The sequence below is a fragment of the Variovorax sp. J31P207 genome (genome assembly GCF_030316965.1).
GTDB lineage: Bacteria > Pseudomonadota > Gammaproteobacteria > Burkholderiales > Burkholderiaceae_C > Variovorax > Variovorax ginsengisoli_B.
Map to the genome: position 1 here is coordinate 38,950 of NZ_JASZYN010000003.1, position 12,395 is coordinate 51,344.

General features: G+C 70.5%; 12 protein-coding genes. 1 reads left to right on the plus strand and 11 read right to left on the minus strand.

Annotated elements, in window-relative coordinates:
• Positions 1 to 62: 62 nt before the first annotated feature.
• The 8 genes from QTI68_RS11270 to QTI68_RS11305 form a co-directional block, all read right to left on the minus strand.
• Positions 63 to 1,685: a mechanosensitive ion channel family protein gene (locus QTI68_RS11270; RefSeq protein ID WP_286521635.1), complete on the minus strand. Its 1,623-nt coding sequence runs from the start codon at positions 1,683 to 1,685 to the stop codon at positions 63 to 65.
• A 69-nt stretch (positions 1,686 to 1,754) separates the two neighbouring features.
• Positions 1,755 to 3,086 carry a fumarylacetoacetase gene (fahA, locus tag QTI68_RS11275; RefSeq protein ID WP_286521636.1) on the minus strand — a complete coding sequence of 444 codons (1,332 nt, stop codon included), beginning with the start codon at positions 3,084 to 3,086 and terminating at the stop codon, positions 1,755 to 1,757.
• A gap of 5 nt (positions 3,087 to 3,091) precedes the next feature.
• Complete coding sequence (locus tag QTI68_RS11280) at positions 3,092 to 3,898, minus strand: cyclase family protein (protein ID WP_286521637.1); 807 nt, start codon at positions 3,896 to 3,898, stop codon at positions 3,092 to 3,094.
• Positions 3,899 to 3,980: 82 nt separating this feature from the next.
• The gene (locus QTI68_RS11285; protein WP_286521638.1) at positions 3,981 to 4,736 is read right to left on the minus strand and encodes an ABC transporter permease; all 756 of its coding nucleotides are present in this window, start codon (positions 4,734 to 4,736) and stop codon (positions 3,981 to 3,983) included.
• On the minus strand, positions 4,733 to 5,479 hold the full coding sequence (locus QTI68_RS11290) for an ABC transporter permease (RefSeq protein WP_286521639.1): 747 nt from the start codon (positions 5,477 to 5,479) through the stop codon (positions 4,733 to 4,735). The genes QTI68_RS11285 and QTI68_RS11290 overlap by 4 nt, the downstream gene beginning before the upstream one ends.
• A gap of 103 nt (positions 5,480 to 5,582) precedes the next feature.
• Positions 5,583 to 6,377 carry an ABC transporter ATP-binding protein gene (locus QTI68_RS11295; RefSeq protein WP_286521640.1) on the minus strand — a complete coding sequence of 265 codons (795 nt, stop codon included), beginning with the start codon at positions 6,375 to 6,377 and terminating at the stop codon, positions 5,583 to 5,585.
• Positions 6,374 to 7,318, minus strand: coding sequence for an ABC transporter substrate-binding protein (locus QTI68_RS11300; RefSeq protein ID WP_286521641.1), 945 nt, complete (start codon positions 7,316 to 7,318; stop codon positions 6,374 to 6,376). The genes QTI68_RS11295 and QTI68_RS11300 overlap by 4 nt, the downstream gene beginning before the upstream one ends.
• Complete coding sequence (locus tag QTI68_RS11305; RefSeq protein WP_286521642.1) at positions 7,315 to 8,034, minus strand: TetR/AcrR family transcriptional regulator; 720 nt, start codon at positions 8,032 to 8,034, stop codon at positions 7,315 to 7,317. The genes QTI68_RS11300 and QTI68_RS11305 overlap by 4 nt, the downstream gene beginning before the upstream one ends.
• A gap of 99 nt (positions 8,035 to 8,133) precedes the next feature.
• Here QTI68_RS11305 and QTI68_RS11310 point away from each other — a divergent pair, with 99 nt between their 5' ends.
• Complete coding sequence (locus QTI68_RS11310) at positions 8,134 to 10,122, plus strand: acetoacetate--CoA ligase (protein WP_286521643.1); 1,989 nt, start codon at positions 8,134 to 8,136, stop codon at positions 10,120 to 10,122.
• Here QTI68_RS11310 and QTI68_RS11315 read toward each other — a convergent pair.
• The 3 genes from QTI68_RS11315 to QTI68_RS11325 all read right to left on the minus strand — a co-directional run bounded on the left by QTI68_RS11315 (position 10,117) and on the right by QTI68_RS11325 (position 12,395).
• A complete protein-coding gene (locus tag QTI68_RS11315; RefSeq protein WP_286521644.1) occupies positions 10,117 to 10,515 on the minus strand; it encodes a phage holin family protein in 399 nt (132 codons plus the stop codon). The genes QTI68_RS11310 and QTI68_RS11315 overlap by 6 nt on opposite strands.
• A 57-nt stretch (positions 10,516 to 10,572) precedes the next feature.
• Positions 10,573 to 10,848, minus strand: coding sequence for a hypothetical protein (locus tag QTI68_RS11320; RefSeq protein WP_286521645.1), 276 nt, complete (start codon positions 10,846 to 10,848; stop codon positions 10,573 to 10,575).
• 128 nt (positions 10,849 to 10,976) lie between these two features.
• Positions 10,977 to 12,395: an 8-oxoguanine deaminase gene (locus tag QTI68_RS11325; protein ID WP_286521646.1), complete on the minus strand. Its 1,419-nt coding sequence runs from the start codon at positions 12,393 to 12,395 to the stop codon at positions 10,977 to 10,979.

Here is a 12,395-nt window from a genome sequence, read left to right on the forward strand (position 1 = left end):
CAGAGAGGATGATCCTTTTGCGGACCGGCGGCAAGTGAGCGCCGGGGCGGCCGTGCCCGCCCTCACTCCGCCGGCGCCGGCCGCCAGCCTTCCTTGGGCACCAGCACCGGGTCCGACGGCTGGAACGCGAAATGCGGCGACATGATCTGCACGCCGTACTCGTTGAAGACGTCCTGGATGTGGCCATGCAGCGCATCCAGCACGTCGTACTTGGGCGCGCCCACCCGCATGAAGACATTCAGTTCGTAGGCGATGTAGAAGTCCTGCAGCCCCACCTGCCGCACCGTCGGCGCCGGCGCGGCCAGCAGATCGGGCGTGCGCCCGGCGGCCACCAGGAGCATCGCCTGCACCTGGCGCCAGGGGCTGTCGTAGCCGATCGTGACCGAGGTGGCCAGCGCGATCCCGCCGCCGCTGGGCCTGGTGGTGTCGCTCGAGTTCAGGATCCGGGTGGCGACCACCACCGAGTTGGGCAGCGTGACCTCCTGGTCGAGCCGGTTGCGCAGCTTGGTCGAGAGCGTGCCGAGTTCGATCACGTAGCCCTCGGATTCGCCGATCTGGACGTAGTCCCCGGGCCGCAGCGCGCGCGAGTAGATCAGCACGAAGCCCGACATGATCTGCGACACCACGCCGGACGACCCGAGCGTGACCAGCACGCCGAAGAAGACGCTGAGCCCCTTGAAAGCGTTGGAATCCGAGCCCGGGATGAAGGGGTAGGCGACCACCGCCGCGAACAGCCAGACCAGCACCACCGTCAGCCGCCGGGTGGCGCCGATGGTGTCGCTCTGCAGCGCGGCGACCTTCACGCCGCTCGCATGGGCGGCGTTGAAGAGTGTGTGCAGGCCGCGCACCGCCAGGTGCGCGAGGAAGAAGATCGCGGCGACCATCGCCAGGTCGGGCAACGCATGCAGCACCGCGACCGCGACCCGGGAGGCAACCCCGACCAGCGAGGTGTCGAGCGTGTCGCCCCAGGGGTGGGTGTAGGGGAAGCGGGTCAGCACGTAGGCCAGCCAGACATAGGCCGCCATCAGGACCAGGCCGATCTTGAGCCACTGGACGGCATAGCCCAGCAAGGACACGGCCATTCGGTGGGCATGGAACAAGGGCCGTGCCGACGTCCGCTCGCGCAGGTCCAGTATCCGCGCCTCGATGCGCCGGGCCAGGAACTGCAGCGCCAGGACGACCGCCACGAGCGCCAGCGTCGCGAGCACGGACCACCCGATCGCGATCGAGAACTGGCGCGTGCTGGCCTGCGCCTGGCGCGCCAGCAGCGCCTCGTGCAGCCGCGAGGCCGCCTGCGTGGCCACCTGCGCCAGCGCCGGGTCGCCGGGCTCCAGGTCGTTGGCGAACACCGCGAACAGGGTGCCGCCGTCGAGCATCACCGCATAGCCGGGCACGCCTTCGTGGCTGAAGTTGGCGACTTCGACCGGCGCCCCGAGGCTGGCCAGCGGCAGGTCGCCGATGCGCTCGGCGGCACGGTCGGCGCGTTGCTGCGGCGACAGGCCGAACATCGGCACCCGGAAAACGAAGACCGTGCGGTTCCAGACCTTCAGCGTGGCGCCGGTGGGCGGGGCTTCCTGGGCGGATGCGGCAGCCGCCGCCACACCCATCGCCAAGGCCAGCAGCCAGGCGCACCGGCGCAGGTGCGTCACGGCAAGCAAGAAGAAGCGGGCGAGTGGAATGGCCATCCCGGGATCGGTCCTTGTCTGGGCTGGCGGAAAGTACACCACGATCGGCCGGCCCGGACAAGGCGGGCGTCAGGCAGGCGTCGGCCCGCGGGCCGGCAGCACCATCCCCCGGCTCTCGCCGAAGCCGATCCGTGCCGCGCCCGGCTTCTCGCACCAGCCGCGCAGCATCACGGCGTCGCCGTCCTGGAGGAAGGCGCGCGTGTCGCCGCCGACGAGCGCCACCGGCGCCTGTCCGCCGCGGGTCAACTCGATCATGGCGCCGGCCTCGCCCGGCCCCGGCCCGGAGATCGTTCCGCTGCCGAACAGGTCGCCCGGGTTCAGGCTGCAGCCGCCCACCGTGTGGTGCGCGACCATCTGGGCGATGCTCCAGTACTGGTGGCGGAAGCTGGTCCCCGACAGGCGCGTCGGCGCGCTGCCGGCGGCGCGATCGCGCGCGCTCTCGAGCCAGACCTCGAGCCGGATGTCGATCGCGCCCTGCGCGCGGTTGGCCTCGCCCTCGAGGTAGCCCAGCGGCTGCGGGTGGCCGGCCGGCCGGCTCCAGGCGGTGCGATAGGGGGCCAGTGCCTCCATCGTGACGATCCACGGCGACACCGTGGTGGCGAAGTTCTTCGCCAGGAAGGGCCCGAGCGGCGCCATTTCCCAGAACTGGATGTCGCGCGCCGACCAGTCGTTGAGCAGGCAGATGCCGAAGACGTGGTCTTCGGCCCGGTCGAGCGGAATCGCTTCGCCGGCCGGGTTGCCGCGGCCGATGTAGATGCCGAGTTCGAGCTCGTAGTCGAGCCGCGCGCAGGGGCCGTAGACCGGCGCGCCGGCGCCCGGGGCCATCATCTGCCCCATCGGCCGGTGGAACTGCTGGCCGCTGACGCCCAGCGTCGACGCGCGTCCGTGGTAGGCGATCGGGATCCACTGGAAGTTCGGCGTGATCGGATCGTCGGGCTTGAGCAGGCGGCCGATGTTCAGCGCATGGTCGATCGAGGTGTAGAAATCGGTGTAGTCGCCGATGCGCGCCGGCAGCGTGAATTCGGCCGCGGACTGGGGCCGCAGGCAGGCGCGAACCGCATCGGCGGTGGTCGCGGCAGCGTCTGCGTTCAATGCGGCAAACAGCGCATGGCGCAGCGCCCGCCAGGCGGCCGGGCCGAGGGCGAAGAAGTCGTTGAGCACGGGCTGCGCGGCGGCCAGCGCCGCCTGCTGCGCCGCGCCGTCGAGCAGCCCGGCCGGGGCCAGCGCGGCCAGGTCGACGACCTGGTCCCCGATCGCCACCCCGCCGCGAAAGGGCTCCTGCGTGCCTGCGAGGCGAAACACCGCGAACGGCAGGTTCTGGATCGGAAAGTCGCAGCCCGCGGCCTGGGCCGAAGCGAGCCAGCTGCGCGCCGCGGGGTCGTGCGTGTGGTCGATCGCCATGGGGCTCAGGCGCTGGCCATCAGTGCGTCGTCGAAGATCGCGACCGCGCGCGTCCAGCCGGCCGAGGCGCCGCGGATCTTGTGCGGAAAGCAGCTGATGAAGAAGCCGTCGGGCGGCAGCACCTCGAGGTTGTGCAGCTTCTCGATGTGGCAGTAGCCGATGTCGCGGCCGGCCTTGTGGCCCTCCCAGATCAGCGAGGCGTCCTGGGTCTCGCCGTACTTCTTCGCGGTGTGGACGAAGGGCGCATCCCAGCTCCAGGCGTCGGTGCCGGTGAGGCGCACGCCGCGCTCCAGCAGGTACATCGTCGCCTCGTAGCCCATCCCGGCGCCGGCCGACACGTAGTCGTTGTGGCCGTAGCGCGAGCCGGCGCGGGTGTTGATCACCACGATCTCCAGCGGCTTGAGCGTGTGGCGGATGCGCTGGAGCTCGGCCTCGACGTCGTCGGCCGTCACCACGTAGCCGTCCTCGAAGTGGCGGAAGTCGAGCTTCACCGCGGGCTGGAAGCACCACTCGAGCGGCACATCGTGGATCGCGATCGCCGGCTTCTTGTCGCCCAGTGCGCGGTCCATGGTCGAGTGGAAGTGGTAGGGCGCGTCGAGGTGGGTGCCGTTGTGGGTCGACAGCTGCACCAGCTCCACGGCCCAGCCTTCGCCGTCGGGCAGGTCCTCCTTTTTCAGGCCGGGGAAGAAGGGCTCGATCTGCTCGTAGGTCTGCTCGTGCGTGAAGTACTGGATCTTCGGCGCGAAGGCGGGCGGGTCCGACATCACGTCGTTCTCGAGGAAGATGGACAGGTCGACGAACTTGCGGGTCATGGTGGGGCTCCTTTTTAGGTTTCAATCAGTTGAGGACAGAGCAAAAATGACTGCGTCATTTCTTGGTCTGTCCCGCAAGGTCTCACGCGTACTGCCAGCGCAGCAATTTCTTTTCAGCGATGGCCAGCAGCGCATTGCTGGCAAAGCCGATCAGGCCCAGCAGCGCGATGCCGGCGAACAGTTCGCTGGCGCGAAAGCTGCGCGCCGCCAGCAGGATGGCCTGGCCCAGCCCGCTCTGCGAAGCGATCATCTCGCCGACCACGGCGACGATCAGCGAGATGGTCATCGACAGCCGCATGCCGGCCAGGATGTCGGGCAGCGCATTCGGCAGGCCGATCTTCCAGACGAAGGCGGCGCGCGGCAGCTGCAGGCAGCGCGCCACCTCGGACAGCCGCGGCTCGACGGCCGCGAAGCCATGCACGGTCGCCAGCAGCACCGGCCACATGGCGCCGAAGGCCACCACGAACAGCACCATGGCGGGGTTGAGTCCGAAGATCGAGATCGCCAGCGGCAGCAGGGCCGAGGCCGGCAGCGGGCGGATGAATTCGAGCGTCGGCTGGACCCAGGCGCGCACCGACGGCGAGACGCCGATGGCCGCGCCGAGCACGACGCCGAAGACCGAGGCCAGCAGCCAGCCTTCGAGCATCCGGCCCACGGTCGCCAGCGTGTAGCCGAGCAGGTCGCCGCGCAGGCCCTCGGCCAGGCTCGCCGCCGTGGCTTCGGGCGTGGGCAGGAACACCCGGCTGACCCAGCCGGCGTGGCTGGCGGCCCACCACAGCGCGACCAGCGCCGCAAGCACGCCGGCCGAGCCGATCCAGGGGCCGAGGCGGCGGTTCATGGCGTGACGCCCATGCGCCGCGCCACGCGCCGCTGCAGCCGCTGCATCGCGGCGTTGATCGCATACCCGACGATGCCGATCCAGCCCAGCCAGGCCAGCATCAGCGCCGGGTCGAAGCTCTGTTGCGCGATCATCATCGCGTAGCCCATGCCGTTCGGATTGGCGGCGATCTCGACTGTCACCGCGACCACCAGCGCCACCGCCACGCCCAGGCGCAGTGCCACGAACAGCCGCGGCACGATCGCCGGCAGGACGATCTTCCAGGCCCGGTCGCGCTTCGAGAGGCCGAGCACGCGACTGACCTCCAGCAGGCGCGGGTCGACCTGCCGCACCGCCGCCTGCACCAGGATCAGCATCGGCCAGAAGGTGGCGAAGGCGACGATCGCGAGCTCCATGCGCACGCCGAAGCCGAACATCAGCATCGCCAGCGGGATCAGCGCCACCGACGGCACCGGCCGCAGCACCTCGATCGACAGCAGCCCCAGATCGGCGGCGCGCCGCGAGAGGCCGAGCCAGACACCGCCGCCGATGCCCAGCACCGCGCCGAGCAGCAGGCCGAGCGCGGCGGTGCCGAGGGTGAAGGCGGTGGCCTGCCAGAGCGAGCCATCGAGGGCCGCGCCGGCGAAGGCCCGCGCCGCGGCGCTCGGCGGCGCCAGCGCATCGCTGCCCAGGGCGGCGGCGCGGCGCGCATACCACTCGAAGGCAGCCAGCAGCAGGGCCGGCAGCAGCCAGGGGCGCAGCAAGGGGACGATGCGGCGGTGCTCAGGCCGGCGCCGGGCCGCCCCAAGCCCGCCTGCGCCCCCTCGGGGGGCAGCGAGTACACGCAGTGACGAGCGTGGGGGCCTGTCAGTCATGGCCTTGCGCGATGAAAGAGAACAGCTCGCGCCGCAGCCGCAGGAACTCGGGGTGTTCCTTGGTCGTCAGCTGGTCGCGCGGGCGCGGGATGTCGACGGCGATCATCCGCGCCATGCTCGGGCGCCCCGGCCCTGGGTCGGCCTGCAGCGCGATCACGCGGTCGCCGAGGTAGATCGCCTCCTCGAGGTCGTGGGTGACGAAGAGCACCGTGAGGCCGTCCTCGCGCACCAGCCGGGCCAGTTCGTCCTGCAGGCCCTGGCGGGTGAGCGCGTCGAGCGCGCCGAAGGGCTCGTCCATCATCATCAGCTCGGGCTTCTGGGCCAGGCAGCGCGCGATCTGGGCCCGCTGCTGCATGCCGCCCGACAGCTGCAGCGGGAACTTGCGCGCATGGCGGCCCAGGCCGACCTTGTCCAGCGCCTCGGCGATGCGCGGCGCGCGCAGGCCGGCGGGCACGCCGGCGGCTTCCAGCGCCAGGCTCACGTTGCCCTCGACCGTGCGCCAGGGCAGCAGGGCGCGGCCGTAGTCCTGGAACACGAAAGCCACCTCGCGCGACGGCCCGGTCATCGGCAGGCCGTGGCGCCGCACTGCGCCGCCGCTGGGCGCGACCAGTCCGCTGGCGGCGCGCAGCAGGGTGGTCTTGCCGCAGCCGCTCGGGCCGACGATGCACACGAACTCGCCGCGCGCCACCTCGAAGGAGGTCGGCGACAGCACCTCGCGGCCGTCGTAGCGGATGCTGACGCCCTCGATGCTGAGCAGCTCCGGGGCCTCGATCTCGCGCGCGCTCACTTCACGACCAGTTGCGAGACGTCGACCGGTGTCTTCAGCATCTCCTGCTCCTTCATCAGGCCGACCCAGTAGGCGAGCTGCTTCTCGCTCACCAGCGGGCCGGGCGGCGAGATCTGCACCTTGGCCAGCACCTCCGGCGGCAGCTTGATGTACTTGCCGATGCTGGCGCGCACGCGGGCGTCGTTCTTCGGCTGCTGCATGAAGGCCGCGCCCTCCTGCACCGCCTCGCGGAAGCCGCGCGCCGCGGCGCCGTTCTTCTGGACCCATTCGCGCTTGGCGGCATGGACGATGGTCTGGTTGCCCTCGGGGAGGAAGGTCGAGTAGTACGAGGCGACGTAGCCGGCGCCGCTGTCGGTGATGCGGCTCATGAACGGGTCCGCCGACACCACCGCGTCGACCGAGCCGCCGCGCAGCAGGTCGCCGTGCTGCGGGAACGCGGCCTCGACGAAGTTCACCTTGCGGTAGTCGACGCCGTTGTCCTTCAGGTAGGCGCGGAAGGTCACGTGCAGGAAGGCGCCCAGGCCCGGCACGCCGATCTTCTTGCCGACGCAGTCCTGTGCCGTCTTGATGCCCGAGCCGGCGCGCGCCACCAGGCCGAAGCCGGTGATGGTCTTGGAGGTCAGGCCGCCGCCGGCCACCAGCACCAGGTCGAGCCCGCCGTCGACCGCCTGCAGGAACACCGACGGCGTCGGCCCGCCGATCTGAAGCGAGTCGGACTGCAGCGCCGCCGGGATGGTGGAGTTCAGCGGGATGAACTTGAGCTCGACGTCGAGGCTGCGCTTCTTGAAGTAGCCCTCCTCGGCGGCCACGAAAACCGAGGCGAAATCGGTCACGGCGGTGTAGCCGAACACGATCCGGCTGGCAGGTTGGGCGTGCGCGGGCAGGGCGGCCGCGACGCCGGCGGCGCCGAGCGCCGACAGCAGCTTGCGTCGTTTCATCATGTCTGTCTCCTGGGGTGGGTTTTCTTGTTCGGGGTCCGGGGTCGCGGCAGCGCGGCGCGCAGGCCGCCGACGATGAAGCGCACCAGCATCGGCGCCGCCGCCGGATCGCCGCGGCGGTTCTCGCCGCGCGACAGCCGTTCGATGCGGTTGTCGCTCAGGTGGTGCAAGAGGGCGCCGAGTGCGAACTGGTAGCCCCAGGCGACCTGGCCCCGCGTGGCATGCGGCAGCGCGACGTGCAGGGCGTCGATATAGGCCTCGGCCAGCGGGTCGAAGTAGCCGCGCAGCACGCGGTCGGCCTCCTCGGTCGCGTGGTACAGCTCGCGCGCCACCAGCAGCGCGTAGTACTCGCCTTCGGCGCTCGCGCGCAGGGCCAGCACCGGGCCGATGAAGGCCTCGATGATGCGCGGCAGGGTGCGCGGGTCGGCCGGGTCGTTGTCGACCGCGCGCAGGCCGTCGAGGCGTTCCTGGATCGAGTGGCCCCAGTGCGCGAAGATGGCATGGAAGAGCTCGTGCTTCTGGCCGTAGTAGTAGCCCACCAGCGCCAGCGGAACGCCGGCTTCCTCGGCGATCTGGCGGATCGTCACCACGTGGTAGCCGTGCCGCGCAAAGAGCTTCTCGGCCGCCAGCAGGATCGCCTGCTTGCGATCGGGCCGCGCCGCCTCGGCGGCGGCCGCTCGGGTCGCCCGGCGCTTGACCGGCTGGGGACGGGTGTTCATGGCCTGTATTGAACAGTTGTACAAATTTATTGAACACACGTACAAACCCTGAGGTCAACCCCGATTGAGCGCGGCCGGCCGCGGCGCTAGGCTTGGTGCATGCGTGCCCCCAACATTCCCCAGCTCCGCCTCTATCAAGACTGGCTGAACCAGACCCGCGGCCTTCGATTCGACAGCTACGACGCGCTCTGGCGCTGGTCCGTCACCGATCTCGATGCCTTCTGGCAGAGCATCTGGGACTACGCCGGGCTGCGCTCGCCGACGCCGCACACGGCGGTGCTTGCCGACGCCCGCATGCCCGGCGCGCGCTGGTTTCCCGGAGCCCAGGTCAACTACGCACGCGAGGTGCTGCGCCACGCCGACGCCGCCCATGCCGCGGGCATGCCGGCCATCGTGAGCGACAACGAGCTCGGCGAGGTGCGCGAGATGTCGTGGCCCGAGCTGCGGCGCCAGGTCGCCTCGGTGGCCCTCACCCTGCGGTCGCTCGGCGTGGGCCGCGGCGATCGCGTCGCGGCCTACATGCCCAACGTGCCCGAGACCATGGTCGCGTTCCTGGCCTGCTCCAGCATCGGCGCGATCTGGAGCGTGTGCGCGCCCGACATGGGCACGCCGGCCGTGGCCGACCGCTTCGGCCAGATCGAGCCCAAGCTGCTGATCGCGGTCGACGGCGTGCACTACGGCGGCAAGCCGCTCGACCGCAGCGCGGTGCTGCAGGCGCTGCGCGGCCAGCTGCCGAGCGTGCAGAAGCTGCTGCTGGTGAAGACCCCGTTCGCCGCCGCCGAGGTGGCGCACGATGTCGAATGGACGCAGGCTGCCGGTCGCGACGATGCCCAGGCGGCGGCGTTCGAACCCGAGTGGCTGCCCTTCGACCACCCGATCTGGATCGTCTATTCGAGCGGCACCACCGGACTGCCCAAGCCGATCGTGCACGGCCAGGGCGGCATCATCCTCACGATGCATGCCTGCGGCCTGCACAACGACGTGGGCGCCAGCTACGGCACCAACAACTTCGGAGAGCGCTACCACTGGTACAGCTCCACCGGCTGGGTGATGTGGAACTCGCAGCTCTCGGGCCTGGCCTTCGGCGCCACCATCTGCATCTACGACGGCAACCCGGCGGGCAGCAAGGAGAAGCCCGACTGGAGCGTGCTCTGGCGCTTCGTCGCGCGGCACGAGGTCAGCTTCTTCGGCGCCGGCGCGGCCTATTTCACCCACTGCATGAAGGCCGGCCTGATCGCCAAGGATTGCGGCGACCTGTCGCGCGTGCGCGCGCTCGGCAGCACCGGATCGCCGCTGCCGGAAGAGGTGCAGCGCTGGGGCTCGCAGCAGGTGCTCGATGCCGGCTCGGAGGCGGTGTGGTGGTGCAATATTTCCGGCGGCACCGACTTCTGCGGCGCCTTCGTCGGCGGCAACCGCGAGCTGCCCGAGGTGCCCGGCCAGATGCAGTGCCGCGAGCTCGGCCATGCGGTCGAGGCCTGGAACGACCAGGGCCGGCCGGTCATCGGCGAGGTCGGCGAACTGGTCTGCACCCGGCCGATCCCGTCGATGCCGCTCTTCTTCTGGGGCGACGAGGGCAACGCGCGCTACCTGTCGAGCTACTTCGACACCTACCCCGGGGTCTGGCGCCACGGCGACTGGATCCGGATCGGCGCCGACGGCGGCTGCATCATCTACGGCCGCAGCGACGCGACCATCAACCGCCAGGGCCTGCGCATGGGCACCAGCGAGATCTACAACGCGGTCGAGGCCCTGCCCGAGGTGCTCGACTCGATGGTGGTCGACCTCGAATACCTCGGCCGCGAGAGCTACATGCCCTTGTTCGTGGTGCTGCGTCCGGGCGTCGCGCTAGACGACGCGCTGCGCGGCCGGCTCAACCAGGCGATCCGCAGCTCGCTGTCGCCGCGTTTCGTGCCCGACGACATCTTCCAGGTGGCGGAGATCCCGCGCACGCTGTCGGGCAAGAAGCAGGAGCTGCCGATCAAGAAGCTGCTGCTCGGGCAGCCGCTCGACAAGGTCGTGAACCGCGAAGTGATGGCCAACCCGGCCAGCCTGGACTGGTACGTGGCTTTCGCCGAACGCCGGCTATAGCCAGTTGCCGCTCGAAGGCATCTGGATCGCATCGGGGCCGCTGGTGTCCACCAGCGCACCCAGGAACACGCTCAGCAGCGAGATGAAGATGCTCGCGAACAGCGCGGTCCAGAAGCCCGAAACCTTGAAGCCGCGCACCAGCGCCGACACCAGCAGGATCATCAGCGCGTTGATCACCAGCAGGAACAGGCCGAAGGTCAGGAAGGTCAGCGGCAGGGTCAGGATGATCAGCAGCGGCTTGACCACCGCGTTGGCGAAGCCGAGCAGCAGCGCCGAGATCACCAGCGAGCCGGTGCTCTCGAACTTGAGTCCGCGAAAGATGTAGCTGGCGACCCAGAGCGAGAGGGCCGTGATGGCCCAGTGCAGGAGAAAGGGCGCCAGGGAATTCAGCATGACGGGGCTCGCGGTTCGTTCGTAGATGTGCGGCCATCATATCGGCGCCGGTCTGCCCTAGACCCGCCGGTTCGACAGCTTCACCATCAGCTCGTCCGCCAGTTCGAAGGCCCGGTGCTCCATCACGGCCACCGGATAGCTGCCGATGCGCAGGCGGTCGTAGATGACGGTCGCGTAGCTGAATTCGTCGCCGAGCACCGAGGCCGCGTCCTGCAGGCACTCGGCGAGCGAGACCAGGCCTTCGCGCGCGTAGTGGTGGGTGCCGTCGCCGGTCCCGACGGTCGCCTTGAAGTTGCCGTCCGCGCGTTTCGTGATCTCGACCTCAGGCTGCATGACTCGCTCTTCCAGATTCCGTTTGACTTCGTTGATGCGGGCTCCGCACCGGGCGGAACCCTCGAGAGTACAAAGAGATCGCCGGTCGCGCCATCACGGAAAACGGTGAGCGGGTGTCGGCCGCAATGTCAACTCAGGTGCGGATGGCGCGCCTGTTCGACCAGGGTGCGGGCGAGTTCGCGGTGCCGCGCCAGCAGCGGCGCGAGGTCGAGGTCGGTGAAGCGGCCGTCCCGGATCCGCACCCGGCCGTTGATCAGGCTCAGCGCGGCGGCGCCCGGCTGGCAGAACACCAGCGCGGCGACCGGGTCGTGGCCGGCGCCCGCATGGCCGACCCCGCGCAGGTCGAAGGCCACGATGTCGGCCGACATGCCCGGCGCCAGCGCGCCGATGTCGTCGCGCCCGAGCACGCGGGCGCCGCCCAGGGTGGCGATCTCGAGCGCCTCGCGGGCGGTCATCGCGGCCGGGCCGAAGCCCACGCGCTGCAGCAGCATCGCCTGGCGCGCTTCGCCGAGCAGGTGGGCACCGTCGTTCGAGGCGCTGCCGTCGACGCCGAGCCCGACCGGCACGCCGGCGCGCCGCATGGCGCCGATCGGCGCGATGCCCGAGGCCAGCCGCATGTTCGAGCACGGGCAGTGCGCCACGCCGGTGCCGGTGCGCCCGAACAGCGCGATGCCGGCCGCGTCGAGCTTGACGCAGTGGGCATGCCAGACGTCGCGTCCGACCCAGCCCAGGTCCTCGGCGTACTCGGCCGGCGTCATGCCGAATTTCTCGCGCGAGTAGGCGATGTCGTTGTCGTTCTCGGCCAGGTGGGTATGGAGCGAGACGCCGCGCTCGCGCGCCAGCTCGGCCGACAGCCGCATCAGGTCGCGCGAGACCGAGAACGGCGAGCAGGGCGCCAGCACGATGCGGCGCATCGCGTGGCGCGACGGATCGTGCCAGCGGTCGATCAGCCGCTCGCTGTCGCGCAGGATCGCCTCCTCGCTCTCCACCACCTCGTCGGGCGGCAGGCCGCCGAGGCTCCTGCCCACGCTCATGCTGCCGCGCGCCGCATGGAAGCGCATGCCCATGGCGTCGGCGGCCTCGATCGAGTCGTCGAGCCGCGAGCCGTTCGGGAACAGGTAGAGATGGTCGCTCGACGTGGTGCAGCCCGACAGCATCAGCTCGGCCATCGCGGTCCGGGTCGAGACCCGGATCATCTCGGGCGTGAGCCTGGCCCACAGCAGGTAGAGGTTCGTGAGCCAGCCGAACAGCTCGGCGTCCTGCGCCTCGGGCACGGCGCGGGTCAGGCTCTGGTACATGTGGTGGTGGGTGTTGACCAGCCCGGGCATCGCCACGTGGCCGCGCAGGTCGATCGCCTCGGCCCGGCCGTCGGCCAGCGCCTCGGCGTAGACCGGCGGCAGCTCGGCCGTGGCGCCGACCCAGGCGATCGCCGGACCCTCGGTCACGACCGCGCCGTCGGGGATCTCGCGCCGGGCGGCATCCATGGTGACCAGCACATCGGCGTGGCGGAGGATCAGCGGGCGGAGGGGCGTTGCGGGAGAGCTCAT

What these genes read in the sequence shown, in the direction of transcription:
- QTI68_RS11280 (WP_286521637.1), bottom strand. Translation starts at nt 3,898, where the DNA reads ATGACCCGCAAGTTCGTCGACCTGTCCATCTTCCTCGAGAACGACGTG.
- QTI68_RS11315 (WP_286521644.1), bottom strand. Translation starts at nt 10,515, where the DNA reads ATGCTGAATTCCCTGGCGCCCTTTCTCCTGCACTGGGCCATCACGGCC.
- QTI68_RS11300 (WP_286521641.1), bottom strand. Translation starts at nt 7,318, where the DNA reads ATGATGAAACGACGCAAGCTGCTGTCGGCGCTCGGCGCCGCCGGCGTC.
- fahA (WP_286521636.1), bottom strand. Translation starts at nt 3,086, where the DNA reads ATGGCGATCGACCACACGCACGACCCCGCGGCGCGCAGCTGGCTCGCT.
- QTI68_RS11270 (WP_286521635.1), bottom strand. Translation starts at nt 1,685, where the DNA reads ATGGCCATTCCACTCGCCCGCTTCTTCTTGCTTGCCGTGACGCACCTG.
- QTI68_RS11310 (WP_286521643.1), top strand. Translation starts at nt 8,134, where the DNA reads ATGCGTGCCCCCAACATTCCCCAGCTCCGCCTCTATCAAGACTGGCTG.
- QTI68_RS11285 (WP_286521638.1), bottom strand. Translation starts at nt 4,736, where the DNA reads ATGAACCGCCGCCTCGGCCCCTGGATCGGCTCGGCCGGCGTGCTTGCG.
- QTI68_RS11305 (WP_286521642.1), bottom strand. Translation starts at nt 8,034, where the DNA reads ATGAACACCCGTCCCCAGCCGGTCAAGCGCCGGGCGACCCGAGCGGCC.
- QTI68_RS11320 (WP_286521645.1), bottom strand. Translation starts at nt 10,848, where the DNA reads ATGCAGCCTGAGGTCGAGATCACGAAACGCGCGGACGGCAACTTCAAG.
- QTI68_RS11325 (WP_286521646.1), bottom strand. Translation starts at nt 12,395, where the DNA reads ATGAGCTCTCCCGCAACGCCCCTCCGCCCGCTGATCCTCCGCCACGCC.